25 protein-coding genes and 1 other annotated feature are annotated in these 24,952 nt (G+C 51.4%); of the genes, 24 read left to right on the top strand and 1 reads right to left on the bottom strand.

Going from position 1 to position 24,952, the window contains the following annotated elements:
* Nucleotides 1-14: 14 nt before the first annotated feature.
* From L1N82_RS21365 to pssA, 5 genes are all read left to right on the top strand, one after another.
* The gene (locus L1N82_RS21365; RefSeq protein ID WP_235289473.1) at nucleotides 15-1,766 is read left to right on the top strand and encodes an ABC transporter permease; all 1,752 of its coding nucleotides are present in this window, start codon (nucleotides 15-17) and stop codon (nucleotides 1,764-1,766) included.
* The gene (locus L1N82_RS21360; protein WP_235289471.1) at nucleotides 1,766-2,866 is read left to right on the top strand and encodes an ABC transporter ATP-binding protein; all 1,101 of its coding nucleotides are present in this window, start codon (nucleotides 1,766-1,768) and stop codon (nucleotides 2,864-2,866) included. The genes L1N82_RS21365 and L1N82_RS21360 overlap by 1 nt, the downstream gene beginning before the upstream one ends.
* Nucleotides 2,867-3,057: 191 nt before the next feature.
* A complete protein-coding gene (gene radA / locus L1N82_RS21355) occupies nucleotides 3,058-4,425 on the top strand; it encodes a DNA repair protein RadA (protein ID WP_235289470.1) in 1,368 nt (455 codons plus the stop codon).
* Between the two features lie 10 nt (nucleotides 4,426-4,435).
* The gene (gene disA / locus L1N82_RS21350; RefSeq protein WP_235289469.1) at nucleotides 4,436-5,512 is read left to right on the top strand and encodes a DNA integrity scanning diadenylate cyclase DisA; all 1,077 of its coding nucleotides are present in this window, start codon (nucleotides 4,436-4,438) and stop codon (nucleotides 5,510-5,512) included.
* Between the two features lie 114 nt (nucleotides 5,513-5,626).
* Nucleotides 5,627-6,370 (top strand): CDP-diacylglycerol--serine O-phosphatidyltransferase, encoded by a 744-nt coding sequence (pssA, locus tag L1N82_RS21345; RefSeq protein WP_235289468.1) that lies wholly within the window; start codon nucleotides 5,627-5,629, stop codon nucleotides 6,368-6,370.
* Nucleotides 6,371-6,454: 84 nt separating this feature from the next.
* Here the strand turns inward: pssA and L1N82_RS21340 are convergent, their stop codons facing one another.
* The gene (locus L1N82_RS21340) at nucleotides 6,455-6,844 is read right to left on the bottom strand and encodes a DUF1573 domain-containing protein (RefSeq protein WP_111145601.1); all 390 of its coding nucleotides are present in this window, start codon (nucleotides 6,842-6,844) and stop codon (nucleotides 6,455-6,457) included.
* Nucleotides 6,845-7,013: 169 nt separating this feature from the next.
* Here L1N82_RS21340 and L1N82_RS21335 point away from each other — a divergent pair, with 169 nt between their 5' ends.
* The 19 genes from L1N82_RS21335 to rpoB all read left to right on the top strand — a co-directional run bounded on the left by L1N82_RS21335 (nucleotide 7,014) and on the right by rpoB (nucleotide 24,818).
* Nucleotides 7,014-8,099 (top strand): PIN/TRAM domain-containing protein, encoded by a 1,086-nt coding sequence (locus tag L1N82_RS21335; RefSeq protein WP_407946798.1) that lies wholly within the window; start codon nucleotides 7,014-7,016, stop codon nucleotides 8,097-8,099.
* A 168-nt stretch (nucleotides 8,100-8,267) separates the two neighbouring features.
* Nucleotides 8,268-8,987, top strand: a complete 720-nt coding sequence (ispD, locus tag L1N82_RS21330) for a 2-C-methyl-D-erythritol 4-phosphate cytidylyltransferase (protein ID WP_235289465.1) — start codon at nucleotides 8,268-8,270, stop codon at nucleotides 8,985-8,987.
* 4 nt (nucleotides 8,988-8,991) lie between these two features.
* Nucleotides 8,992-9,474, top strand: a complete 483-nt coding sequence (ispF, locus tag L1N82_RS21325; RefSeq protein WP_235289464.1) for a 2-C-methyl-D-erythritol 2,4-cyclodiphosphate synthase — start codon at nucleotides 8,992-8,994, stop codon at nucleotides 9,472-9,474.
* A gap of 41 nt (nucleotides 9,475-9,515) precedes the next feature.
* Nucleotides 9,516-10,976 carry a glutamate--tRNA ligase gene (gene gltX / locus L1N82_RS21320; protein WP_235289462.1) on the top strand — a complete coding sequence of 487 codons (1,461 nt, stop codon included), beginning with the start codon at nucleotides 9,516-9,518 and terminating at the stop codon, nucleotides 10,974-10,976.
* A 651-nt stretch (nucleotides 10,977-11,627) separates the two neighbouring features.
* Nucleotides 11,628-12,290, top strand: a complete 663-nt coding sequence (epsC, locus tag L1N82_RS21315) for a serine O-acetyltransferase EpsC (protein ID WP_235289460.1) — start codon at nucleotides 11,628-11,630, stop codon at nucleotides 12,288-12,290.
* Entirely contained in the window at nucleotides 12,287-13,726 is a 1,440-nt protein-coding gene (gene cysS / locus L1N82_RS21310; RefSeq protein ID WP_235289459.1) for a cysteine--tRNA ligase, read from the top strand. Before epsC ends, cysS begins: the two co-directional genes overlap by 4 nt.
* Nucleotides 13,723-14,202: a Mini-ribonuclease 3 gene (locus L1N82_RS21305; protein ID WP_235289458.1), complete on the top strand. Its 480-nt coding sequence runs from the start codon at nucleotides 13,723-13,725 to the stop codon at nucleotides 14,200-14,202. Before cysS ends, L1N82_RS21305 begins: the two co-directional genes overlap by 4 nt.
* On the top strand, nucleotides 14,199-14,987 hold the full coding sequence (gene rlmB, locus L1N82_RS21300) for a 23S rRNA (guanosine(2251)-2'-O)-methyltransferase RlmB (protein ID WP_235289456.1): 789 nt from the start codon (nucleotides 14,199-14,201) through the stop codon (nucleotides 14,985-14,987). Before L1N82_RS21305 ends, rlmB begins: the two co-directional genes overlap by 4 nt.
* 1 nt (nucleotide 14,988) lies before the next feature.
* Nucleotides 14,989-15,519, top strand: a complete 531-nt coding sequence (locus tag L1N82_RS21295; protein ID WP_235289455.1) for an NYN domain-containing protein — start codon at nucleotides 14,989-14,991, stop codon at nucleotides 15,517-15,519.
* Nucleotides 15,520-15,749: 230 nt separating this feature from the next.
* Nucleotides 15,750-16,400 carry an RNA polymerase sporulation sigma factor SigH gene (gene sigH / locus L1N82_RS21290; RefSeq protein WP_111145610.1) on the top strand — a complete coding sequence of 217 codons (651 nt, stop codon included), beginning with the start codon at nucleotides 15,750-15,752 and terminating at the stop codon, nucleotides 16,398-16,400.
* Between the two features lie 325 nt (nucleotides 16,401-16,725).
* Complete coding sequence (gene rpmG, locus L1N82_RS21285; RefSeq protein WP_081666981.1) at nucleotides 16,726-16,875, top strand: 50S ribosomal protein L33; 150 nt, start codon at nucleotides 16,726-16,728, stop codon at nucleotides 16,873-16,875.
* Nucleotides 16,876-16,893: 18 nt separating this feature from the next.
* Nucleotides 16,894-17,103: a preprotein translocase subunit SecE gene (gene secE, locus L1N82_RS21280; protein WP_111145611.1), complete on the top strand. Its 210-nt coding sequence runs from the start codon at nucleotides 16,894-16,896 to the stop codon at nucleotides 17,101-17,103.
* Between the two features lie 23 nt (nucleotides 17,104-17,126).
* Nucleotides 17,127-17,660, top strand: a complete 534-nt coding sequence (nusG, locus tag L1N82_RS21275) for a transcription termination/antitermination protein NusG (protein ID WP_111145612.1) — start codon at nucleotides 17,127-17,129, stop codon at nucleotides 17,658-17,660.
* A gap of 114 nt (nucleotides 17,661-17,774) precedes the next feature.
* The gene (gene rplK, locus L1N82_RS21270) at nucleotides 17,775-18,200 is read left to right on the top strand and encodes a 50S ribosomal protein L11 (protein ID WP_235289453.1); all 426 of its coding nucleotides are present in this window, start codon (nucleotides 17,775-17,777) and stop codon (nucleotides 18,198-18,200) included.
* A gap of 120 nt (nucleotides 18,201-18,320) precedes the next feature.
* Complete coding sequence (gene rplA, locus L1N82_RS21265; protein WP_111145614.1) at nucleotides 18,321-19,013, top strand: 50S ribosomal protein L1; 693 nt, start codon at nucleotides 18,321-18,323, stop codon at nucleotides 19,011-19,013.
* 13 nt (nucleotides 19,014-19,026) lie between these two features.
* Nucleotides 19,027-19,186 (top strand) — a sequence feature (ribosomal protein L10 leader region).
* Between the two features lie 59 nt (nucleotides 19,187-19,245).
* Nucleotides 19,246-19,749, top strand: coding sequence for a 50S ribosomal protein L10 (gene rplJ, locus L1N82_RS21260; protein WP_235289451.1), 504 nt, complete (start codon nucleotides 19,246-19,248; stop codon nucleotides 19,747-19,749).
* Nucleotides 19,750-19,810: 61 nt separating this feature from the next.
* On the top strand, nucleotides 19,811-20,176 hold the full coding sequence (rplL, locus tag L1N82_RS21255; RefSeq protein ID WP_235289450.1) for a 50S ribosomal protein L7/L12: 366 nt from the start codon (nucleotides 19,811-19,813) through the stop codon (nucleotides 20,174-20,176).
* A gap of 76 nt (nucleotides 20,177-20,252) precedes the next feature.
* The gene (locus tag L1N82_RS21250; protein ID WP_235289449.1) at nucleotides 20,253-20,867 is read left to right on the top strand and encodes a class I SAM-dependent methyltransferase; all 615 of its coding nucleotides are present in this window, start codon (nucleotides 20,253-20,255) and stop codon (nucleotides 20,865-20,867) included.
* 405 nt (nucleotides 20,868-21,272) lie between these two features.
* The gene (rpoB, locus tag L1N82_RS21245; protein WP_235289448.1) at nucleotides 21,273-24,818 is read left to right on the top strand and encodes a DNA-directed RNA polymerase subunit beta; all 3,546 of its coding nucleotides are present in this window, start codon (nucleotides 21,273-21,275) and stop codon (nucleotides 24,816-24,818) included.
* The last annotated feature ends 134 nt before the right edge of the window (nucleotides 24,819-24,952 follow it).

Genomic DNA, 24,952 nt, shown 5'->3' with positions numbered 1-24,952 from the left:
GAAGGGATTGGAACATGAACTCGATACCTACACGAGCAAACCAAAAACAGGGGATCGGCCGAAGTGATGGCGGTCCCTCTCTTTATATCCGTATAGTCCTGCGCAAAACCTGGCTCTTCATCCTCCTGCTGGTGCTGCTGTTCTGTTTTATTATTCCGCTGCTGAAGCTTATGCTGCTGAGCTTCGAGGGGCAGGGCAGTTTTGGCTTGAGTTCATATACGGATGTCTTGAAGGAGCCGCGCACGTGGAAGACGTTCAAGGATACCCTGTGGATTGTGGCAGGGTCTACGATGGTGTCTGCTGTTTGTGGAATCGGAGCAGCCTGGGTGATGGCCTATACCGATATTCGCGGCAAGCAGGCCCTGCATCTGGTGATGCTATTGTCCTTTATCCTGCCATCCTATGTTCTTACCTTGTCGTGGGCTTCATTTCTGGGCAATCAGGGAATGGCAGCGCAGCTGCTCCGTTTGTTCGATCCGGGTGCCCGGCCATTCAGCATATACAGCTATGGCGGCATTATCTTTGTGATGGGGCTGCATCATTTTCCCCTTGTATATCTGCTGACTCTCAATGTGCTGAAAAAAATTCCCCGCGATCTGGAGTGGGCAGGCAGAGTAAGCGGCACGGGACGCTGGAAGGCGTTCTTCCGGATTACACTCCCGCTGGCGATGCCGGGCTTTGCGGGTGGCACGCTGCTTGCTTTCCTGGCTTCCCTTGATAACTTCGGCATTCCTGCCTTCCTGGGGATACCGGTAGGAATCTCGGTGCTGAGCACACTGATCTATGAAGAGATTGCCGGATTTGGCCCTTCTGCCTTCTCACGTGCTGCGGTCTTGTCCATACTGCTCGGGCTCCTGGCGCTGGTAGGCACCCTGATGCAGTGGACAGCGGTGAGGCGTATCCGTACGGGGGATTCGGTAAAAGAGGATGACAGTCCGCGAATCCGGCTTGGCAGGTATAGAGTATGGCTGGAAGTGCTGCTGTGGGGCGGCTTTGCTCTTATTACCTTCGTTCCGCTGCTGTCAATGGCAGCGACATCGTTGAAGCGGGCATACGGGCTTCCTTTTACATGGAGCAATGTGACATTGACCAACTACAAGTATGTGCTGTTTGATAATCCAAGGGTGTGGGAAGCGGTGGAAACCAGTCTCATGCTCGCTTTTGTTACGCTTGTTAGCTGTCTGGTGGCCGGAACGGCGCTCGCTTATGCCTCAGTGCGCCGCCCATCCTGGTTCACCAAGCTGGCAGAGTCGGCAATCAGTATCCCTTATACGCTGCCTGGTATCGTGTTTGGGCTTATGATGATTCTGGCCTGGATGGAGCCGGTTCCCGGATGGAATCCGGGGATTTATGGCACGGCAGGCATCCTTCTGATCGCGTACTTCTGCCGTTTCCTTATTCTTCAGGTAAGGGCCTCCGTATCGGCAATCATGCAGGTAGACCCGTCAACAGAAGAAGCCTCACGAATGTTCGGGGCTGGTTCATGGAAGCTGTGGCGTTACGTCCTTCTTCCACAGCTGCTGCCGGGACTGGCAGGCGGAGCACTGCTCGTATTCTTGACGGCACTGACGGAGCTAACCGTATCGGCATTACTTTGGTCACCGGGAAGCCGGACGATCGGGGTGACGATATTTAATTTTGAGCAGGCAGGTGACACCGCCTATTCGACGGCCTTGTCGAGCCTGATTGTGCTGCTGGTATTGATCGGATTTGGCCTGCTGCAGCTGGTTAAGCGGCTCAGCGGAAGACAGGAGGAAGGTTCGTAATGAGTATACAAATTACCAGTGTCACCAAGCGCTTTGACCGGACTGAGGTGCTCCAGCGTATTAACCTGACCATCGAGTCCGGGGAATTCGTGGCCATTCTGGGCCCTTCAGGCTGCGGGAAAACAACGCTGCTGCGTCTGCTGGCCGGCTTTGAAGAGCCGACGGAAGGTGAGATCGTCCTGGAAGGGAAGCGCCTGTCCGCTCCGGGGTGGACGATGCCGCCCGAGCAGCGGCTGATCGGAATGGTCTTCCAGTCCTTCGCGCTGTGGCCGCACCTGTCTGTCCGCGAGCATGTGGCCTTCCCGCTTAAGCATCATAAAGGTGTATCAGCGGCTCTTCGGAAGCGGATGAATGAACGTGTGACAGACGTGCTGGAGCTTGTAGGTCTTGCTCATCTGGCTGACCGGCAGCCCCACCAGCTGTCTGGCGGTCAGAAGCAGCGTGTGGCGCTTGCCCGGGCGATTGCCGCCGAACCAGGGCTGCTCTTGATGGATGAGCCGCTCAGCAGCCTTGATGCCATGCTGCGGATGGACATGCGCCGGGAGATTCAGAATATCCACCATAACACCGGAGCGGCGATCGTCTATGTGACCCATGACCAGGGCGAGGCGCTGGCGATGGCAGACCGTATTGTAGTCATGAACGGGGGCCGCATGGAGCAAGTGGGTACCCCCGAGCAGATCTATTTACGGCCGGAGACGGAATTTGTCGCCCGCTTCGTTTCCAAGGCGAATCTGATACCCGGCAGCTGGCAGGGCACCCGGTTTGTGCCTCATGGTTTGGAGGGCAAGGGGGAAAGCTGGGAGGGACGCCATGTGGCACTGTCCTTTCAATCATCCCAGCTGTTCCCCGCAAGGCCTGACGAGCTTAAGCTGGATCGTCCTGGACAGGAGGAAGCGGAGGCAGGACTGCCGGGCGAAATCGTCAATGTGCAGTTTCAGGGCAAGGAATATCATTATGTTGTTAAATCGGATACCAATCTGCTGCTTGATATTCATGCGAGCGAGCGGTTTGCCCGGGGTGAGAGAGTGATGGTCAGCTATCAGGAACAAACCGGATACAGGATAACGGAAGCGCGAGATTTTGCCATCCAGTACTAGGCGGCTTTAACCGGGGAATTACGGGGTGACATAAGACAGAAACCATTCTGCAGGCCGTTTGCATAAACGGGAACGGTGTATGCAGGTGGTTTTTTTGTTAAATTCTCGAACGGATATTCGTTCAGGGGTTTTATCATTGGACGGGAAATGGTAAACTTTGAATGATACGTAATGGGTTAAAGGAGCGGCTGATGGCCAAATTAAAAATAAAGTTTGTTTGCACAGAGTGTGGTACAGAGTCACCCAAGTGGCTGGGTAAATGTCCCGGCTGCGGTGCTTGGAATACGATGGTGGAAGAGAAGGAAACGGTGGTCAAGACCCAAGGCTTCGGTTCTTCCATTATTCAGACGAAAGAAAAGCCGCAGGCTATCATAAACATAGAGAGCGGGCGTGAGCCGCGAATCGAAACCCGAATGGGTGAGCTCAACCGTGTGCTCGGAGGCGGTGTGGTTCCGGGTTCGCTGATTCTGGTCGGCGGAGACCCGGGAATCGGCAAGTCGACGCTGCTGTTGCAGACCTCCCATGCACTTGCGGTTACTGGGCTAACCGTGCTTTATATATCCGGCGAGGAATCGGTCCGGCAGACCAAGATGCGTGCAGACCGGCTTGGAGCCCTGACTGATAAGCTGTTCGTGCTTTGTGAGACAAATATTGAACAGATCGGTGATGCCATTGAAGCGGTAAAACCCGATTTTCTCGTCATTGACTCCATACAGACGGTGTATGAGCCGTCAGTACAGTCAGCGCCGGGCAGTGTCGCGCAGGTTCGCGAATGTACGGCGTATTTTATGCGGCTGGCCAAAATTAAAGGAATTGCTACGGTGCTGGTCGGCCACGTTACGAAGGAAGGGGCCATCGCCGGCCCGAGGCTACTGGAGCACATGGTGGATTGTGTGCTTTACTTTGAAGGAGAGCGTCATCATTCCTACCGGCTGCTGCGGGCAGTGAAGAACCGTTTCGGCTCCACGAATGAGATTGGAATATTTGAGATGGGTGAGGAAGGACTGCGCGAGGTGGCGAACCCCTCGGAGTTGTTCCTGTCGGAGCGGCCGCTCGGCGTATCAGGTTCGACAGTAGTCGCCAGTATGGAGGGTACCCGCCCCGTGCTGGTGGAGCTGCAGGCACTGGTCGCGGCGACGAACTTCCCGTCTCCGCGGCGTATGTCGACGGGCATTGACCATCACCGGATGGCGCTTATACTAGCGGTACTTGAAAAGAGGATGGGCATGTTCCTGCAAAATCAGGATGCTTATCTGAACGTAGCAGGGGGAGTCAAGCTGGATGAACCGGCTGTTGATCTTGCAGCGGCCGTCAGTATTGCCTCAAGCTTTAGGGATGCGCCCACTCGTCCCTTCGATGTATTCTTCGGAGAGGTGGGCCTGACAGGGGAAGTGCGTGCGGTGTCCCGCGCGGAACAGCGGGTGAAGGAAGCCGGAAAGCTGGGCTTCAAGAGGGTTATTATGCCAGAGAAGAGCCTGAAAGGCTGGACACCGCCGAAGGGTATCGAAATAATCGGCGTAGGAACGGTGGCGGAAGCCTTGCAGGCTGCGCTTGGCTAGGGGGGCCATCATGAAAGAGTCAAATCAACAAGAAATTATGAATCAACTGCTGCAGTTGATCGCGCCGGGCACGCCGTTCCGTGAAGGCCTGGAGAATGTGCTCCGGGCTAAGACGGGGGCGCTTCTTGTGGTGGGATACAGTCCAGAGGTCATGGAAGTGGTCGATGGCGGATTCTCGATCAACTGTGATTTCTCACCGAACTATCTGTATGAGCTTGCCAAGATGGATGGTGCCATCATATTAAGCGAAGACTTGCGCCGGATTTTATATGCGAATACGCAGCTGATCCCGGACAGCTCCATTCCGTCAATTGAAACGGGTATCCGCCACCGTACGGCTGAGCGGGTTGCGAAGCAGACCGGCAAACTGGTCGTGTCTATTTCGCAGCGCCGGAATGTCATTACCCTGTATCAGGGGAATCTTCGTTACTCGCTCAAGGATATAGGGGTTATCCTTACAAAGGCGAACCAGGCCATTCAGACTCTGGAGAAGTATAAGGCAGTACTGAGCCAGGACTTCACGAACTTGTCTGCTTCTGAATTTGAAGAGATGGTGACGCTGCAGGAGGTAGCTGGCGTGATCCAGCGGCTGGAGCGTGTGCTGCGGATTAAGACGGAGATTAAGCGGTATGTGAACGAGCTCGGCACAGAGGGCCGCTTGATCAGCATGCAGATGGAAGAACTTGTCGGAGGCGTGGAAGAGGATGCCTGGTTCCTGCTGAAGGATTACGTACGAGACAATGTTGATGACAAAATCCGGGAGATACGCGCGGGCCTCAAGAAGCTGAGCTCAGAAGAGCTGCTGGATGTCAACATCATTATTAAGCTTCTGGGTTATCCTGCAGCGGGAGCCATGTCAGAGGAATCGGTTCTGCCAAGGGGCTACCGCCTGTTAAATAAGATACCGCGATTGCCGATAATCATTATGAACAATCTGGTCGAGCGTTTCGGCCACCTGCCTCATATTGTAATGGCTACTATCGAAGAGCTGGACGAAGTGGACGGTATCGGCGAGGTTCGTGCCCGTGCAATTAAGGAAGGCTTGAAGCGTATTCAGGAGCAGGTTTTCATTGACAGACAGATCTAAAATAGGTAAAATTTTCTGATGGGTTCAAAAAAAGTTGTCTGACCTTGAAGCTTTCTGTCGATTTTCCGCTCCGAAGAACGCAAAATGGGGTATAGTATAAATGAGGTGGAGCCAATGATCACAAAATCAATACCGAGTCTCTTCACGATTGGCAACCTGTTCCTGGGTGTTATTGCCATCATCTCGGTCTTTAATGAAAAGCCGGAGATGGCGGCGATGATGGTTATCATCGCCATGCTGCTTGATGGCGTGGACGGCAGAGTCGCCCGTGCTCTTAATGCTCAGAGCGAGTTTGGCAAGGAACTGGATTCCTTGTCGGATGTCATATCTTTTGGTGTAGCGCCGGCATTTATTATGTACGTAGTCGCTTTTCAAGAGCTTAACCCAGCTGTAGCCTGGATTGTTACAGCCCTGTTCCCGATATGCGGAGCGCTGCGGCTCGCCCGGTTCAATGTTGTCGCCGGAACACCCGGCTATTTTATCGGCCTGCCGATCCCGGCTGCCGGTGGTGTCGTTTGTACGCTGGCACTGTTCTATCAGGATATTCCGGTGTCCGTGCTGTTAATCAGCACACTTGTGCTGTCCTATCTGATGGTTAGTAATATTAAGTATCCGAATTTCAAGAAGGTCGGTATACCGCGCGGAGCAGTCTGGGCGGTTCCGTTAATCGTTGCTGTCGTGGTGGTTCTGGGCATTTATCTGCCAGAGCACTTATCCAAGATCATCTTTATTCCGCTTGTGCTGTACGCGCTCTACGGTCTAAAAAAAAACGTTGACCGCCGCTTGGCGAAAACCCGCAAACGTGGGAAGACCCGCCACAGCGGCGAAGAACCTAAACACTCAGAACACAGCGCCTGATTGCCGCTTAGGTTTGTCAGCACGAATAAAACCGCCTGCCATTAATGGTCAGGCGGTTTTATATTTTTGGGGTATTTTGGGCGATCAAGTCAGATTGAATATGCCAAGCGTCGAACATTTCTTCGATTCCTGATCCAGCACTTCTTCAAGTTTAATATCGAGCAGATTGCTCATAGACGATAAGTAAAATAAGTTTCTGCCGATTTCCGAGCGGATTGCATCCTTGCAATGCTCGCAGAGCTGGCCGTTCAGATGATGGTCAAGCTTGCTCTTAGCCTGCTCCAGCTCGTCGGGGAAGTCCTGCTTCCGGGCATGAAGCTCGACACAGCCGCATTCGGTAACAGCCTTCGTGACAGCTCGGTTGACAGAAGCACCCGATTGTCCAAATTTAGTCATAACATCCAGCAAACTGCGGTGACGAAGCAGTAGTTCTGATACCTGTTGCTGAAATTGCTCCAGCGTAAGGGCGCTCATGCATTCCACCTCACTTCATAATTTGCTTTCCCACTTCTATTATAGAACATGGCAGGGCCGGTTACAAAAATCTTTATGGTATACCTTGTCGTAAAAATTTACCTCCTACGGTTAGACCGTGAAATATTGGCGCATAATTGTAATGGAGGTGAACCCAATGTTGAAACGCATGATACAAATCATGGGGATAGTCTTTGGAGGAATGGGCGGGGATTTGGCATACGGCTGGATGAATGCCGGTGCTGTCTGGAACGAGCCTGCCTTCGGGATGATGAAGCAAAGTGGAGCTTATTATACGAATGTTGGTCTGGGAGCATTTTGCGGTTTGCTGACAGCAACAGTACTGGCGGGTTCAATTATCCGCTGGATGCAGACGGGGGCAGAACGTGCGACCGCTATTCCGATGCCGGAGCTGGTATGCGGCGGTATAGGCTTGTTATCCGGTCTGAGCTTGTCTGCACTTCTATATCCGGTTACCGCTGGACTGACCGGAGCGGGCATGATTTTGCCGGCCGTGTTAACACTGTTGTGCGGTTATATGGGCATGCGGATCGGATTGAACAAGCGCGAGGAAATTACGGCAGGCGTAAAGGCGCTGCTGGAGGCCCGTAAGCATGCTCCCGTGGAAGAGGAAGACCGTTTTTATGAAGAGCACAAAATCCTGGACACCAGCGTTATTATCGACGGACGGATTGCAGACATCTGCAAAACCGGATTCATTGAGGGCACCTTGGTCATACCTGAATTCGTCCTGGAAGAGCTGCAGCATATTGCCGACTCCTCAGATCTGCTTAAACGCAACCGTGGTCGCAGGGGACTCGACATTCTGAATAAGATTCAGAAGGAGCTTGACGTAAGGGTTCTCATCTATGAGGGAGACTTCGAGGAAATCGGGGAAGTGGACAGCAAGCTGGTTAAGCTGGCTAAAGCGCTTCGCGGGAAAGTGGTAACCAACGACTTCAACCTCAATAAAGTGTGCGAGCTGCAGGGTGTTTCTGTGCTTAACATCAATGATCTGGCAAATGCGGTTAAACCGGTTGTTCTTCCGGGCGAGGAAATAGTGGTTCAGGTCATTAAGGATGGCAAGGAGCATGGACAGGGAGTTGCTTACCTGGACGACGGTACGATGATCGTGGTGGAGGGCGGCCGGGATTTCATTGGGACTACCATGGAAGTGCTTGTGACAAGTGTGCTGCAAACCTCGGCAGGTCGCATGATATTCGCCAAGCCGAAGCTTCTGGAGAAGGCGCAGTGAACGTGCTGCGTATATAGATCAAAGTTATCAGCCGGTCTTATCGCGGATGCTCTGCATGCGCGGTAACGCCGGCTGCTTATGCTTGCTGCAGCGTTGTGCAGGTTATTGTATGCGCTGGAAAAAGTGGTGTATGATAGACGTATTCCATGTAGCGAGGACAAGAGAATCATGAGTGAGAAGAGGACCTGGAGCGCGATTGTAGTAGCGGCCGGACGTGGAACCCGTATGGGATCTGCGGAGAGTAAGCAATATTTGCCGCTGCTCGGTAAGCCTGTTTTAATACATACCCTTCAATTGTTCGACCTGATGGAGGACATAACGGAGACAATACTGGTTACGGGACCGGATGATATTGTACGATGCAAGGAGCTAATCCGGGAATATGGTCTGGAGAAAGTGAGGGCAGTGGTGCCTGGCGGAGCGGAGCGCCAACACTCTGTTTATCAGGGGCTGAAAGCAGCTGGCTCTGATTGGGTGCTCGTACATGATGCAGTCAGGCCGCTCGTATCACCCGCGGCAGTCAGACGCTGCATGGCGGCTGCGGTGCGCAGCGGCGCAGCAGTCCTCGCTGTACCGGTGAAGGATACAATTAAAAAAGTGAGCCCTGACGGGGTAGTAGAGGATACGCCGGACCGCAGCAGGTTGTGGGCAATTCAAACGCCGCAGGCTTTCAACAGCGTTCAGCTCAGGGAGTGCCATGCCAGAGCAGATTCGGAGGGTTTTGTTGGTACAGACGATGCTATGCTGGTAGAGCGTTCGGGACAGCAGGTGACTGTGGCGGAGGGTGAGTACACGAACATTAAGATCACGACGCCTGACGATTTGCCGTGGGCTGCTTTTCTTCTGGAGGAGCGTGGCCGGCGCAGCCGAAATAGGGAAGGGGAATAGAAGCATGATTCGGGTTGGACAAGGATTTGATGTGCATCAATTGGTGGAGGGCAGGCCCTGTATTATTGGCGGAGTAACGATTCCGTATGAGAAAGGGCTGTTAGGTCACTCCGATGCGGATGTGCTGCTGCACGCGGTATCCGATGCCATTCTGGGCGCACTGGGCCTGGGGGACATCGGCAAGCATTTTCCCGATACCGATCCTGCCTTTAAGGACGCAGATAGCGTCAAGCTGCTGGAACGGGTATGGGTGCTGGCGAAGGAGCGCGGATATAAGCTTGGTAATATCGATTCCACGATCATCGCACAGCGGCCCAAGATGCTGCCCTACATCCCGCAGATGACGGAAGTTATCGCACGCGTACTTGAAGCGGATACCGAGCAGGTTAACGTAAAAGCGACGACTACCGAGCAGCTTGGCTTCCCGGGCCGTGGCGAAGGGATTGCTGCCCAGTCTGTTGTTTGCCTGGTGCGCGATGTGCTATGATCGGTTGAATAAATGATTCGATACAGGGGGACTTGGTGATTATGACAAAAGAAGTGCGTGTCCGTTACGCGCCGTCGCCAACAGGACATTTACATATTGGCAATGCCAGAACGGCTTTATTTAATTACTTATTCGCCCGTAGTCTTGGCGGTAAATTTATCATTCGTATTGAAGATACGGATGTGAAGCGGAATGTTGCCGGCGGCGAAGAAAATCAGCTGACGTACCTCAAGTGGCTTGGCATTGATTGGGATGAGAGCGTAGATATTGGGGGCGGGTATGGACCATACCGGCAGACTGAGCGGCTTGATCTGTACCGTACTTACTGGCAGGAGCTCATTGATAAGGGTCTGGCTTACAAGTGCTACTGCACCGAGGAGGAGCTCGAGCAGGAGCGGGAGGAGCAGACCGCACGCGGCGAGATGCCCCGCTACTCGGGCAAACACCGTGATTTGACTCCAGAGCAGCAGGCTGCTTACGAGGCGGAGGGCCGTGTACCGAGCATCCGCTTCCGTGTGCCGGAAGGCCGGGTATACCGGTTTGAAGATATGGTCAAGGGTGAAATCAGCTTTGAGTCAGATGGCTTCGGCGATTTTGTTATCGTGAAGAAGGACGGGATTCCCACTTACAATTTTGCCGTCGCGGTGGATGACCATCTGATGAAGATCAGCCATGTGCTTCGGGGCGAAGACCACATCTCGAATACGCCGCGCCAGCTAATGATCTATGAAGCTTTAGGCTGGGAGCCGCCGGTATTTGGTCACATGACGCTGATTGTGAACGAACAGCGGAAGAAGCTCAGCAAACGGGACGAGTCCATTATTCAATTCATCGAGCAGTATGATGCACTGGGATACCTGCCGGAGGCATTGTATAATTTCATAGCGCTGCTTGGCTGGTCACCGGAAGGAGAGCAGGAGATCTTCACACGCGAAGAACTGGTTGAGGCTTTCAATGCTGCCCGGCTCAGCAAGAGTCCTGCTGTATTTGATACGCAGAAGCTCAGCTGGATGAATAATGAGTATATGAAGAAGGCGGATGTTACCCGTGTAACTGAGTTGTGTATTCCGCATCTGCAGCAGGCGGGTAGACTGCCTTCCGAGCTGACGCCGGAGCAGTACGGCTGGGTGCAGAAGCTTGTTGCCCTGTATCAGGAGAAGCTGCGTTATGCCGCGGATATCGTACCGCTCACGGAGCTGTTCTTCCTCGATACGGTAACGGATGAAGCCGACGCGGCAGAGGTACTCGCTGAGGAACAGGTGCCGGGCGTGCTTCGTGCGTTCCACGAGGCTGTATCCAGTCAGCCTGATGCAGACTTTGACGAAGAGAATGTGAAGGCGCTGATTAAGCAGGTACAGAAGGAAACAGGCGCCAAGGGCAAGCAGCTGTTCATGCCGATCCGGGCGGCATTAACCGGCCAGACGCATGGCTCAGACCTTAACATGACCATCGCGCTTCTCGGTCGAGACAGGGTGCTGGAACGTCTGTCCGCCCGCCTGTAATCCTGTCATTTACTTGTCAGATTCAGGAGTGGCAGGTATACTTACTGTTAAGCAATTAATAATCCGTGACTATAGTCACACAGGCGATGATCAGGAGAAGTAAGTTCCAAGGGACTTTACAGAGAGGACAACCGTCATACAGCTGCTTGTGCGGCAGTTAATGATTGGCTGGGAGTTGTCCAGTTACCGGAGCCGAATATGCACCTGTAAGCCTTGCCCCGAACCTAAGAGCTCATGCTGGTAAGATCCCGGCAGACGCTGAAGGTGTAGGCGGCAACGGGTCGTTCCCGTTAGCAGCGGCAAGAGAGGGCAGAATGAGAAATTCCGTTGCCCGAACAAGCAGAGTGGAACCGCGTTACTACGCCTCTGCAGCCATGCCGGCTGCAGAGGCGTTTTTTCTTGTTGTCCGTTCCTTACGTCAGTGCGTTATCCAGTGGTGCTATCACCTTTTGCTTCAAAATCGTGATCGTCAGACATGTGCTTCAGGCTTAACCGGATGAGAGACGGTGAGGGCATGTCCGTGCTATGGAGAGACAGCCAGGTAAAGCCGTCCCTTTGGATTAACAACCTTAATTCATACTAGTGCTCTAGTGCTGGTAAGGGGACAAATACCGGCGGCCTCGGCTGATGCAGAGAGAAGGGGGTTATCCTATGTTTCGCAATTTAAGGTCAGATATTCAAGCGATTTATGAGAATGACCCGGCAGCGCGAAGTACGGCGGAAATCATATTTACTTATTCGGGTTTGCATGCCATCTGGGCGCATCGCATTGCGCATGCCCTGTACAAGAGAAGATTCTTCTCGCTGGCGAGGTTCATCTCCCAGGCAAGCAGATTTATGACGGGAATTGAAATTCATCCGGGAGCCACAATAGGCAAACGGTTTTTCATTGACCATGGCATGGGTGTTGTAATCGGGGAAACATGCGAAATTGGTGACGATGTTGTCGTTTATCAAGGGGTCACATTAGGAGGAACAGGCAAGGAAAAGGGGAAGCGGCATCCCACGATTGGCAATAATGTAGTTATCGGATCGGGAGCCAAGGTACTGGGGTCCTTCAAAGTAGGCGATAATTCAAACATAGGGGCGAACTCCGTTGTCGTACGGGAAGTACCGCCCAACAGCACGGTAGTGGGAATTCCGGGCAAGATTGTCAAGAGTAACGGAAAGCGTGTGACAGGACGGCTTGATCACTCCCATCTTCCTGACCCGGTTATTGAAATGTTCCGTACAATGCATCAGGAAATAAATGAGTTGAAGAGCGAAATCGCCGCTCTCAGGCAGCAAAATCAGGATGGAGGGAAGGGAGCATGACGACGATTCAAATTTATAACACGCTAACGCGGACGAAGGAAGCATTCATCCCGCTCGAACCGGGAAAAGTGAAGATGTATGTATGCGGCCCGACGGTATATGACTACATACATATTGGCAATGCGCGTCCTGTTATATTCTTTGATGTAGTACGGCGATATTTGGAACTGGCCGGTTTTGAGGTGCGCTATATCGTCAATTTTACAGATGTAGACGACAAGCTGATCCGCAAAGCGGAGCAGATGGGCACTACGGTTCCGGAGGTGGCGGAGACCTTCATCGCAGCATTCAAGGAAGATATTGAAGCGCTTGGCGTGCATACGGCGACCTATAATCCGCGGGTAACGGAGAATATACCGGAGATCATAGCGTTTGTAGAAGGTCTGGTTGACAAAGGATATGCGTATGAGAGCGGTGGAGACGTATACTTCCGAACGAGCCGGTTTGAGGAATACGGAAAGCTGTCTCATCAAAATCTCGAGGAGCTGCAATTCGGTATCCGGATTGAAGTGGGGGAGAAGAAGGAGAATCCGCAGGATTTTGTGCTGTGGAAGGCTGCTAAGCCCGGAGAGATTTATTGGGAAAGCCCATGGGGTAACGGTCGCCCAGGCTGGCATATCGAATGCTCGGCGATGGCTCGCAAGTACTTGGGTAATACCCTTGACATTCATGGCGGAGGTCTTGATCTTCAATTCCCGCATCATGAATGCGAAGTAGCACAGTCCGAAAGCCTGAATGGCGAGCCGCTGGCACGCTATTGGATGCATAACGGATATATCCATATCAATAACGAGAAGATGTCCAAATCGCTTGGTAACGGGATTACGGTCAAAGAACTGCTGAAGCGTGCCAAGCCTCAGGCTTTACGGTACTTCATGCTGACAACGCATTATCGCAGTCCGCTGAACTTCAACAATGAGACGCTTGTACAAGCGGAAAACAGCGTGGAGCGGATTGCCAACTGCGCAGCAAACCTGCAGCACAGGCTTGAAGCACTTGGGGAACGGGGCGCCACAGCCGGCGGAGCGGATAATAGCTCGTCAACGGGAGTGCCTGAATTGGATGAAAAGCTGGCTGAAATTCGTACCCGCTTCCATGCGAAGATGAGTGACGACTTTAACACACCGGATGCGGTGACCGCTGTATTCGACTTGGTTAGTGAAGCTAATCTGTACCTGAAACGTGAGGTAGTGGCGGGTGAGGCCCTGCAGGTCCTAATTACTATGCTGCACTCATTCGATTCCGTTCTCGGATTCATTAATACTCAGGCTGCGGACGGTCTGCTCGACGAAGAGATCGACAGGCTTATCGAAGAACGTACGGCGGCCAGACAAACGAAGAACTGGGCAAGAGCAGATGAAATCCGCGACCTGCTTGCGGAGCAAGGGATTGTTCTTGAGGATACCCCGCAGGGCATCAGGTGGCGGCGCAAATGAATGAAGGGATGAATGGCCGCACCGATCTGCTGTTTATGCATCCGCCTGCTAAGCAGCCGCAGCTGCTCCCGCCTGTTGTGCTGGCATATGTGGGAGACGCGGTGTTTGAGCTGTATGTAAGACAGTATCTTGTGTCCCTGCCGAATCTGAAGAGTGACCATCTACACCGGAGCGCAACTAAGATTGTATCCGCAAGAGCCCAGAGGGAGCTGCTCGAGAAGTGGCAGCCGCTTTTGACGGAGGAGGAAGCTGATATTGTAAGACGGGGGCGTAATGCCAAATCGGGCACGCCTCCGAAGAATGCCGATCATCAGGACTACCGGCATGCAACTGCACTGGAATGTCTGGTCGGGTATCTATACTACTGCCGCCGCCTTGATCGGCTGCAGACCTTAATGGATGCTGCGTTTGGCACCGGCGGACAGCCGGATGACGGCAGAAGTTTGTCGACAATTCAAGGAGGAGATTTAGGATGACAGAGCACGACGAACAGCAAGAGTGGATTACAGGCAAGCATCCTGTCATGGAAGCGCTGCGTGCGGGGCGGGAAATCAATAAGATTTGGATTGCCGAGCAATCGCAGCGGTCTCTGACCCAGCCTATTATCGCCGAAGCCAAAACACGGGGAATTATTGTGCAGTTTGTCGACAAGCGCAAGCTCGATCAGATGGTACAGGGCGTTCCCCATCAGGGGGTTGTAGCGCAAGCCGCAGCATACCGGTATGCTGAACTGGAAGAAATCCTGGAAGCAGCGAAGGCAAAGGGGGAAGAGCCTTTTATTTTGCTGCTGGATGAGATCGAGGATCCGCACAATCTTGGATCCATACTGCGGACGGCCGAATGTACGGGTGTTCATGGGGTCGTTATTCCGAAGCGAAGGTCGGCTGGCCTTACACCAACGGTGTCCAAGACATCCGCCGGGGCGGTGGAATATGTTCCGGTTGCAAGGGTTACCAATCTCGCCCAGACCATCGACCGGCTGAAGGATCAGGGTGTATGGATAGCGGGAACGGATGTAACGGATGCTCAGGAAGTATACCGGGCAAATTTCAATCTTCCGCTGGCTTTAGTAATTGGCAACGAAGGCAAAGGGATTGGCAGGCTGATTCGTGAAAAATGTGATTTTCTGGTGAAGCTCCCTATGCATGGCCGCCTTAACTCGCTGAATGCTTCCGTAGCTGCCGGAGTGCTGATGTACGAAGTGGTCAGGCAGCGCGGAGCGCAAGGCTCTTCAGCTTCGGGAACACAGCGGAACGGTTAGCATGGTTTCCGGGCGGCAGGACATTTTACTGGTTGATGGCTACAATATGATCGGCGCCTGGAAGGAACTCGAGCTGTTGAAGGAGACCGACTTGGAGAGCGCGCGGGATCGCCTGCTGGATAAACTGGCGGATTATCAGGGATTTTCGGGCATGCAGGTATATGTTGTATTTGATGCTCATCAGGTTCCCGGGCAGGGGGCCAAGTTCACTCAGTACAAACTGATCGTGATCTATACAAAAGAGAAGGAAACGGCGGATGAATGCATCGAACGACTCGTCATTGATCTCACAAAGCGTGGGCGGAATATCTATGTGGCTACTTCCGATCTAGTGGAGCAGCATGTGGCCTTTGGTAAGGGTGCGCTCCGTATCTCTGCCAGGGAGCTCTTCATCGAGATCGAGCAGAACCGCAAGGAAATCGAGCAGTCGGTAAAAGGCAATCCGCCAGTCAAGAGAAATCCTCTTGATGGTATTCTTAGTCTGGATATCAAGAGCAAGCTCGAGAAGCTCCGCAGGGGCGACAAAGAATAAAGCCGGTTACAGGTTACATGAGTAATGGATCACAATGACATGTGTGACATATATGTGGAAGTTTATCTAACTAAATAGTGTCGTGAATTGCTAGGTGGTTCCACTTTTGCTAGATAAAAGCGGGGTTTTCGGCGAAAGCGTTGTTGACGGTCTCAGGTTACATAATGTATACTGATTCTATGTTTCATAGAGTTCGAGAGTGTACGCCTTGCAGGCCGGAGGGATAGTTCGTGAGCATCGACCTCAGAGAATTGAGAATGCACGAATATGACTGCAAAACGGACGAAGATGTCGTGGAAGCGGTACGCCAAGGTGACAGTGACGCACTGGAGTATTTGATAAACAAATACAAGAATTTTGTGCGTGCCAAGGCGAGGTCCTATTTCTTGATTGGGGCTGACCGTGAAGATATCGTGCAGGAAGGCATGATCGGACTTTATAAGTCGATACGCGATTTTAAAGGGGACAAGCTGGCCTCTTTCAAAGCGTTTGCCGAACTGTGCATCACGAGACAAATCATCACTGCCATCAAGACGGCAACCCGCCAGAAGCATATTCCCCTCAATTCGTATGTATCGTTGGACAAGCCGATTTATGATGAAGATTCTGACCGGACGCTATTGGATGTCATCTGTGGCTCCAGAGTATCTGATCCTGAAGAACTCATCATCAATCAAGAAGAATTCGTAGGTCTGGAAGATAAGATGTCTGAGATCCTCAGTGACCTGGAACGGAAAGTGCTCATGCTTTATTTAGATGGGCGTTCCTATCAGGAGATTGCCGTTGATCTGGATCGTCATGTCAAGTCAATTGATAATGCACTGCAGCGTGTGAAGCGTAAGCTTGAACGATATTTAGAGCTCCGCAATATTGGCGGTTAGGCCGGAGGCTGCGGAGAAGCCCTGAGGGGCTTTTTTTATTGGCGCCGCCCAATGGACGATGTTTTAAACAGTCAAATGTTGGCGATAATGAAACCGGAGTCTCCGATGTCGGTGGCTGGTTCTGACTGATGGCTGCAGAAAACCTATACTTCCCAGTAAGGGCACGGTTTTATTTTCGTTGACACACATGGTTACGTTGTGATAAAGTATGTCAGGTAGCCCTAAATATGCGTACGGATATTTTTGTGGGTTCTTGAATCTACCACGGTTCAGCAGAAATGCTTTATCGCTTTATTCGGCTTTATAGTTCGGGAGGTGTACTTCAATGCGGGTTATTATTACTTTGGCTTGCACGAACTGCAAACAAAGAAACTACACGACCAACAAGAACAAACGGAATCACCCCGACCGCATCGAGATGAAGAAGTTTTGCAAGTTTTGCAACGAGCATACTCCTCATCGCGAGACAAGATAGTCAATTGGAGGTGTGGACGTGACATTTCTGGCTAGAATGAAGCAAGGCTTCGGGTCGACGTTTGCCTTCTTTGCCGACAGCTGGGCTGAGCTTAAGAAAGTCCGCTGGCCAAACCGTAAAGAGTTGACAAGCTACACGATCGTCGTGTTGGTGACAATCGTAGCTGTAACGATTTACTTTTGGGTTCTTGACATCGGGATCTCCCAATTGGTCGAACTGATCGTTTAAGAAGGGTCCAAAGGTGGCTTGTTATGGAAAAAAGATGGTATGTCGTGCATACGTATTCCGGTTATGAGAACAAAGTCAAGACGAACCTGGAGAAGCGGGTCGAATCTATGGGCATGGAAGATAAAATTTTCCGTGTTCTAGTTCCTATGGAAGAAGAGCTGGTGAACAAGGATGGCAAGAAGAAAACTGTCATGCGTAAAGTTTACCCGGGCTATGTTCTGGTGGAAATGGTTCAAACAGACGACTCCTGGTATGTTGTGCGAAACACACCTGGTGTGACTGGCTTTGTAGGATCAACGGGTTCTGGTTCGAAGCCGACGGCACTGCTGCCTGATGAAGTGGAGCAAATTTTGCGCCATATGGGTATGGAGGAGCCAAAGCCGAAAATCGAGTTTGATCTGAAAGAGGCTGTTCGTGTTAAGGTGGGTCCTTTTGCGAACTTTGTTGGTACAGTGGAAGAAATTCTGCTCGACAAAAGCAAGCTGAAAGTCCATGTCAACATGTTTGGTAGGGAAACCCCGCTTGAGCTGGATTACACTCAAGTGGAGAAGATATAACATCTGGTTTCTGATTGCCGTAATCCATTCACTTCAAGTGGGTGAGTTCTGCGGTGGTGGGAGGGAATCAATCATTCCCGTCAAACCACATTTTAGGGCAAGGAGGTGTGCAACATGGCTAAGAAAGTCATCAAGATGGTCAAACTGCAAGTTCCAGCAGGTAAAGCGAATCCGGCTCCGCCGATCGGTCCTGCACTGGGTCAAGCAGGCGTGAACATCATGGCGTTCTGTAAAGAGTTCAACGCTCGTACGGCTGATCAGGCTGGTCTGATCATTCCGGTTGTAATTTCTGTATTCGAGGACCGTTCCTTTACATTCGAAACTAAGACTCCGCCGGCAGCAGTGCTGCTTCGCGTAGCAGCTGGTATCGAGAAAGGTTCCGGAGAACCGAACAAGAAGAAAGTCGCAACGGTTAAGCGTGCTAAAGTACGTGAAATCGCTGAGCAAAAAATGGCCGACCTGAACGCGGCATCTGTTGAAGCTGCTATGCGTATGGTGGAAGGCACAGCCCGTTCCATGGGCGTTACAATCGAAGACTAATTCCCTTCATGGGATGTCAACGATTGATGGCTGTAAAGCCGGCAAGCGGACAATTTGTTCGCGTGGGAGGATCATCCGGTAGGAGGATTTTCCGCTACGACCACAAAGGAGGAAAACAACATGGCAAAACACGGTAAGAAGTACCAGGAAGCTGCCAAGGTAATTGACAGCGAAGCTGTATACGAGCCGCTTCAAGCAATCGAGCTCGTAAAGAAAGCTGCATCAGCTAAATTCGACGAGTCTGTTGAAGTAGCAGTTCGTCTGGGTGTAGACCCTAAGAAACAAGATCAGGCTGTTCGTGGCGTTGTTGTACTGCCGCACGGTACTGGTAAGACCAAGCGCGTTCTCGTATTCGCTAAGGGTGACAAGGCGAAGGAAGCAGAAGCTGCTGGTGCGGATTATGTTGGCGATGCTGACATGATCAACAAGATTCAACAGGGATGGTTTGAATTCGACGTTTGCGTAGCTACGCCTGACATGATGGCGGAAGTTGGTAAACTGGGTCGTATTCTGGGTGGTAAAGGTCTGATGCCTAACCCTAAAGCCGGTACGGTAACGTTTGACGTTTCCAAAGCGGTTCAAGAGATTAAGGCTGGTAAGATTGAATACCGTCTTGACCGTGCTGGTCAAATCCATGCGCCAATTGGTAAGGTATCGTTCGATGCCGAGAAGCTGGCTGAAAACCTCAAAGCTCTTATTGATGCTTTGAACCGTGCTAAGCCTGCTGCAGCTAAAGGCGTGTACCTGAAAAACATTGCAGTATCCTCTACGATGGGTCCTGGCGCTACTGTCAGCACTGCTGTATATCGTTAAGAGACTGCTAACCAACATTCGAATATGCATACCGTAGACAGTAGGTGCCATTTGGCTTAATTTCCTACCGAGGTGTTATGATATACGTGATAACACATATGGCTCTGCCATATTGTGCGCTATTACGATCATGGCCTTCGCGTCTGCGCGCGGAGGCCTTTCTCATGCATCAAGGTCGGGATCACTCATGATAAGCGGAATGCAAGAATTAATCTAACGGGAGGTGTAAAGTTTGGCAAACGCAAAGATCATCCAAGAGAAACAACAAAGCGTGGACGAAATCACGGCGAAACTTCGTGAAAGCTCCTGCACTGTTGTAGCTGACTATCGCGGACTGAACGTTGCGCAAGTGACCGAACTTCGTAAGCAATTGCGTGAAGCAGGTGTGGAATTCCAAGTGTTGAAGAATACACTGGTTCGCCGCGCAACCGCTAATGCCGAGCTTACAGAGTTGGATGCTGTGCTGACTGGTCCAACTGCGGTAGCATTCAGTAAAGAAGACGCTGTGGCACCGGCTAAAATTCTGAGCGATTTCGCGAAGAAGAACGAAGCTCTTAAAGTTAAGGGCGGCGTTGTTGAAGGTCGTGTGTTTGACGCAGCAGAAATGAAAGCACTGGCAGATCTGCCTTCCCGCGAAGGTTTGCTCTCCATGCTCCTCAGCGTGCTTCAAGCGCCTATGCGCAACTTCGCGCTTGCGGTTAAAGCCGTGGCGGAAAAGCAAGAGCAAGAAGCTTAATCAACGTATAACACAGCTCGTATGAGCGACTATAAAATAAACTACATTTGGAGGTATTTCCATGTCTAAAGAGCAAATCCTGGAAGCCATTAAAGGCATGAACGTCCTGGAACTGAACGATCTGGTTAAAGCAATTGAAGAGGAATTCGGCGTAACTGCAGCTGCACCTGTAGCAGTAGTTGGCGGCGGCGGCGGCGGCGCTGAAGCTGCTGAGCAGTCCGAGTTCGACGTAATCCTGACAAGCGCTGGCGGATCCAAGATCAACGTTATCAAAGTTGTTCGCGAAATCACTGGTCTTGGCCTGAAGGAAGCAAAAGAACTGGTTGACGGCGCACCGAAGCCACTGAAAGAAAAAGTAAGCAAAGAAGATGCAGAAGCTATGAAAGCAAAGCTTGAAGAAGCTGGCGCTTCCGTAGAAGTGAAGTAATTAATACCATACACGAACCCCTTGGAGACTTGTCTTCAAGGGGTTCGCTATATCCATTAAGTCGGGGAGGCACAGCATGTCCGATCACTATTATTCTCGCACACCGCAAACCGAGAGTGACCGCAAAGTGTATGAAGCGGTATTAGCCGGGCGAACCTTCCGCTTCGTTACCGATACAGGTGTGTTTTCCAAAACGGGTGTTGATTATGGTAGCAGGGTTTTAATCGATGCTATGGAGTTTGCAGCTGATGCCAAGGTGTTGGATGTTGGTTGTGGATATGGCCCAATTGGGCTGGCTGCTGCCGTCAAGGCTCCAGCCGGTCACGTTACAATGGTTGACGTTAACGAACGGGCTGTTCAGCTTTCAACTGAAAACGCGGCCTTGAATCATATTGATAATGTAACTGTAGTTCAAAGTGATTTATATGAAGCTGTGACCGATATGCGATTTGATGTTATTTTGACGAATCCGCCGATCCGCGCTGGTAAAGAAACCGTCCACCGGATATTTGAGGAGGCAGTCAGTCTTCTTGTACCCGGGGGTTCAATCTGGGTTGTCATTCAAAAGAAGCAAGGAGCTCCGTCTGCTTTTGCTAAGCTAGAAATGCTTTATGCTTCTGTTCGGGAGATAACGAAGGACAAAGGATATCGCATATTTAGGGCTGTAAAAGAACCTTCGGTAAAAGAGTAAACTTTTGTTGACTTGACATTTTGGATATGGTAGTATTATTAAATGTCAGTATTAAGATGGGCTCAAAGTCTTTAGCTAACTAAAATGTCAAGAATAATTTTCTGTCCTATCATGCATAGAAAATTAAGCCTTGACGTATAATGTTTAGATTTTGGGCGAAAATTAGTTGATATGAGATGATCGCTTTCCGTATTCAGGAATGACAGGGAATTGGAGGCTTGCCTTCACTTTCGAATTCTCGGGTAAGACGCGGATATGCTGCAACTTGTGTTGTGGAGGCGCGTTTTACATCGGTTGCGATGGCTGATGGAAATACGCTCTTTTTTCGAAGCTATTCGATAAGGGCTTTTCTTTATTTAGAAGTTTTCTGTGGTAAGTGAAGCAGACATGAGGGGTGAGGTTAAGTTGGCAGGACAACTTGTTCAGTATGGCCGACGCACGCGTAGAAGCTACGCCCGGATCAATGAGGTTCTTGAAGTACCGAACCTGATCGAAATCCAGCAGAAGTCGTATGAGAAGTTTTTGGAACGTGATTTGCTTGAATTGTTCCAGGACATTTCTCCTATCTCGGATTTCACAGGCAATCTGTCACTTGAGTTCATTGATTACAGCTTGGGTGAGCCGAAGTATTCGGTCGATGAATCCAAGGAGCGGGATGTAACCTATGCGGCACCGCTGCGCGTTAAAGTGCGGCTCATCAACAAGGAAACCGGGGAAGTAAAGGAACAGGAAGTGTTCATGGGCGACTTCCCGCTGATGACCGAGACCGGCACGTTTATTATCAACGGCGCCGAACGGGTAATCGTCAGCCAATTGGTTCGCTCCCCCAGTGTTTATTTCAGCACAAAAGTTGATAAGAATGGTAAGAAGACCTACACAGCTACGGTTATTCCGAACCGTGGTGCTTGGCTCGAGCTGGAGACGGACGCGAAAGATATCATCTACGTCCGGATTGACCGTACCCGTAAAATTCCGGTAACGGTGCTTCTGCGTGCGTTGGGATTTGGAACAGATGCGGAGATTATGGATCTGCTTGGACATGACGAGTACATCCGTAACACGCTGGACAAAGATAACACGGACTCAACGGAAAAAGCGCTGATAGAAATTTATGAGCGTCTTCGCCCGGGCGAGCCGCCAACTCTTGATAATGCAAAGAGCTTGCTTGTAGCACGTTTCTTTGATCCGAAGCGCTATGATTTAGCGAATGTCGGCCGCTACAAGATTAACAAGAAGCTCCACATTAAGAATAGATTGTTCAACCAGCGCCTGGCTGAGACACTGGTCGATCCGTCCACTGGTGAGATTATTGCCGAGGCTGGCCAGATGATTGACCGCAGACTGCTGGATGAAATTTTACCGCACCTGGAAGAGAATGTGGCCTACAAGACCTATCATGTGGCAAATGGTGTGCTTGATGCCGATAGTATTCCGCTTCAAGCTGTCAATGTATTCTCTCCAATTGAAGATGGTAAAGTTATCAAGATCATTGCCAACGGCAATATTGATAAATCGGTCAAGCACATTACACCGGCCGATATTATATCTTCTATTAATTATTTTATTAACCTTCTGCACGGTGTCGGAAGCACGGATGATATTGACCATTTGGGCAACCGCCGTCTGCGTTCTGTGGGCGAACTTCTTCAGAACCAGTTCCGTATTGGTCTCTCCCGTATGGAGCGTGTAGTTCGGGAACGGATGTCGATTCAGGATGCGAATGCCATTACGCCGCAGGCGCTCATCAACATTCGTCCCGTTATCGCATCGATCAAGGAGTTCTTCGGCAGCTCTCAGCTGTCCCAGTTCATGGATCAGACCAACCCGCTTGCCGAACTGACACATAAACGGCGTCTGTCGGCCCTGGGACCGGGCGGTTTGACACGTGAGCGCGCAGGATTCGAGGTTCGTGACGTCCATCACTCTCACTACGGCCGGATGTGTCCGATTGAGACCCCAGAGGGACCGAACATCGGTCTGATCAACTCCTTGTCAACCTTTGCTCGTATCAATGAATATGGTTTCATTGAAGCGCCTTACCGCTGGGTTGACCCGAAAACTAGCATCGTCACTGAGCAAATTGCATATTTGACTGCGGATGAAGAAGACAACTACGTTATCGCGCAGGCTAATGCGAAGCTGAATGATGAGGGCAGGTTTGCCGAGGATATGGTAATCGTCCGGTATAACAAACAGGCCGACAATATCCTGACCATGCCTAGCGAGCGTGTTGACTATATGGACGTATCTCCTAAGCAGGTTGTTTCGGTAGCTACGGCGCTCATCCCGTTCCTAGAGAACGATGACTCCAACCGAGCGCTGATGGGATCGAACATGCAGCGGCAGGCCGTTCCGCTTCTGATACCGAAGGCTCCGCTTGTTGGTACTGGAATGGAGCATAAGTCTGCTAAAGACTCTGGTGTCTGCATCGTCAGTAAGCATGACGGAATCATTGAACGCGTCACTGCCAACGAAATCTGGCTGCGCCGTGTAGAAATGATTGACGGTAAACAGGTCACCGGTGATCTGATTAAACATAAGCTCCACAAATTTATGCGTTCCAACCAGGGAACTTGCATAAACCAGCGTCCGATTGTTAAGAAGAATGAATTCGTGACAAAGGGAACGATTCTCGCTGATGGTCCGTCCACTGAAATGGGCGAGCTGGCTCTTGGCCGTAATGTCGTTGTGGCATTTATGACTTGGGAAGGCTACAACTATGAGGATGCCATTCTGCTCAGCGAGAAACTGGTGAAAGAGGATGTGTACACTTCGATTCATATCGAGGAGTACGAGTCCGAGGCGCGTGACACGAAGCTTGGTCCGGAAGAAATCACACGCGACATCCCGAATGTTGGTGAAGAAGCACTCAAGAATCTGGATGAGCGCGGTATTATCCGTGTAGGCGCTGAGATCGGTGCGGGAGATATTCTGGTCGGCAAAGTAACGCCTAAGGGTGTGACGGAGCTGACTGCTGAAGAACGCCTGCTGCATGCGATCTTCGGTGAAAAAGCCCGTGAAGTGCGCGATACCTCGCTGCGTGTGCCGCATGGTACAGACGGTATCGTCGTTGACGTTAAAGTATTCACTCGTGAGAACGGCGACGAGCTGCCGCCAGGTGTAAACCAGCTGGTCCGTGTCTACATTGCCCAGAAGCGGAAAATCTCTGAAGGCGATAAAATGGCCGGCCGTCACGGTAACAAGGGTGTTATCGCTCGTATTCTGCCGGAAGAGGATATGCCGTTCCTGCCGGATGGCACACCAGTAGAGGTTGTTCTTAACCCGCTGGGCGTTCCGTCCCGGATGAACATTGGTCAGGTACTCGAGGTCCATCTTGGTATGGCTTGTAAACGTCTTGGCATCCATGCTGCCACACCGGTATTTGACGGCGCACGAGAGCATGACGTATTCGATACAATCGAAGAAGCCGGTATGCAGCGTAATGGTAAGACCGTTCTCTATGACGGTCGTACTGGTGAGGAGTTTGAACGTGAAGTAACCGTTGGGGTTATGTACATGATCAAGCTCGCGCACATGGTTGATGACAAGATCCACGCCCGCTCCACGGGACCTTACTCTCTTGTTACGCAGCAGCCGCTTGGCGGTAAAGCCCAGTTCGGCGGACAGCGTTTCGGGGAGATGGAGGTTTGGGCGCTTGAAGCCTATGGCGCGGCTTATACTCTCCAAGAAATTCTCACTGTCAAGTCTGACGACGTTGTCGGCCGCGTGAAGACGTATGAGTCGATCGTTAAGGGTGAGAACGTACCGGAGCCGGGTGTTCCGGAGTCGTTCAAGGTCTTGATCAAAGAGCTTCAAAGCTTAGGTATGGACGTTAAGATCCTGACCGAGAATGAAGAAGAGATTGAGATGAAAGAAATGGACGACGAGGATGACGGAACCAGCGACAAGCTGAACCTCAACCTCGAAGGTGCAGAAGTCGGAGCTGAGTAATCGGCCAACATTGCAAGGAACTATGCGACCGCAAGCGTCGTGCCTGCTGACAGGTGCGATGCTTGCGGACGCTTATGAATAAATCACGATAAGACCTGTCATAGGCGCAGCCGCCAAGCTGCGCAAGGTGTGAC

This window comes from Paenibacillus tarimensis (genome assembly GCF_021532315.1).
Taxonomy (GTDB): domain Bacteria; phylum Bacillota; class Bacilli; order Paenibacillales; family Paenibacillaceae; genus Paenibacillus_I; species Paenibacillus_I tarimensis.
The sequence above is the reverse complement of the archived record's forward strand: the minus strand, read 5'-3'. Positions and strand labels throughout refer to the sequence as shown.

Bases quoted from the DNA above. Each gene is read 5' to 3' on its own strand.
- L1N82_RS21365 (WP_235289473.1), top strand. From the start codon at position 15: ATGAACTCGATACCTACACGAGCAAACCAAAAACAGGGGATCGGCCGA.
- L1N82_RS21360 (WP_235289471.1), top strand. From the start codon at position 1,766: ATGAGTATACAAATTACCAGTGTCACCAAGCGCTTTGACCGGACTGAG.
- radA (WP_235289470.1), top strand. From the start codon at position 3,058: ATGGCCAAATTAAAAATAAAGTTTGTTTGCACAGAGTGTGGTACAGAG.
- disA (WP_235289469.1), top strand. From the start codon at position 4,436: ATGAAAGAGTCAAATCAACAAGAAATTATGAATCAACTGCTGCAGTTG.
- pssA (WP_235289468.1), top strand. From the start codon at position 5,627: ATGATCACAAAATCAATACCGAGTCTCTTCACGATTGGCAACCTGTTC.
- L1N82_RS21340 (WP_111145601.1), bottom strand. From the start codon at position 6,844: ATGAGCGCCCTTACGCTGGAGCAATTTCAGCAACAGGTATCAGAACTA.
- L1N82_RS21335 (WP_407946798.1), top strand. From the start codon at position 7,014: ATGATACAAATCATGGGGATAGTCTTTGGAGGAATGGGCGGGGATTTG.
- ispD (WP_235289465.1), top strand. From the start codon at position 8,268: ATGAGTGAGAAGAGGACCTGGAGCGCGATTGTAGTAGCGGCCGGACGT.
- ispF (WP_235289464.1), top strand. From the start codon at position 8,992: ATGATTCGGGTTGGACAAGGATTTGATGTGCATCAATTGGTGGAGGGC.
- gltX (WP_235289462.1), top strand. From the start codon at position 9,516: ATGACAAAAGAAGTGCGTGTCCGTTACGCGCCGTCGCCAACAGGACAT.
- epsC (WP_235289460.1), top strand. From the start codon at position 11,628: ATGTTTCGCAATTTAAGGTCAGATATTCAAGCGATTTATGAGAATGAC.
- cysS (WP_235289459.1), top strand. From the start codon at position 12,287: ATGACGACGATTCAAATTTATAACACGCTAACGCGGACGAAGGAAGCA.
- L1N82_RS21305 (WP_235289458.1), top strand. From the start codon at position 13,723: ATGAATGAAGGGATGAATGGCCGCACCGATCTGCTGTTTATGCATCCG.
- rlmB (WP_235289456.1), top strand. From the start codon at position 14,199: ATGACAGAGCACGACGAACAGCAAGAGTGGATTACAGGCAAGCATCCT.
- L1N82_RS21295 (WP_235289455.1), top strand. From the start codon at position 14,989: ATGGTTTCCGGGCGGCAGGACATTTTACTGGTTGATGGCTACAATATG.
- rpmG (WP_081666981.1), top strand. From the start codon at position 16,726: ATGCGGGTTATTATTACTTTGGCTTGCACGAACTGCAAACAAAGAAAC.
- nusG (WP_111145612.1), top strand. From the start codon at position 17,127: ATGGAAAAAAGATGGTATGTCGTGCATACGTATTCCGGTTATGAGAAC.
- rplK (WP_235289453.1), top strand. From the start codon at position 17,775: ATGGCTAAGAAAGTCATCAAGATGGTCAAACTGCAAGTTCCAGCAGGT.
- rplA (WP_111145614.1), top strand. From the start codon at position 18,321: ATGGCAAAACACGGTAAGAAGTACCAGGAAGCTGCCAAGGTAATTGAC.
- rplL (WP_235289450.1), top strand. From the start codon at position 19,811: ATGTCTAAAGAGCAAATCCTGGAAGCCATTAAAGGCATGAACGTCCTG.
- L1N82_RS21250 (WP_235289449.1), top strand. From the start codon at position 20,253: ATGTCCGATCACTATTATTCTCGCACACCGCAAACCGAGAGTGACCGC.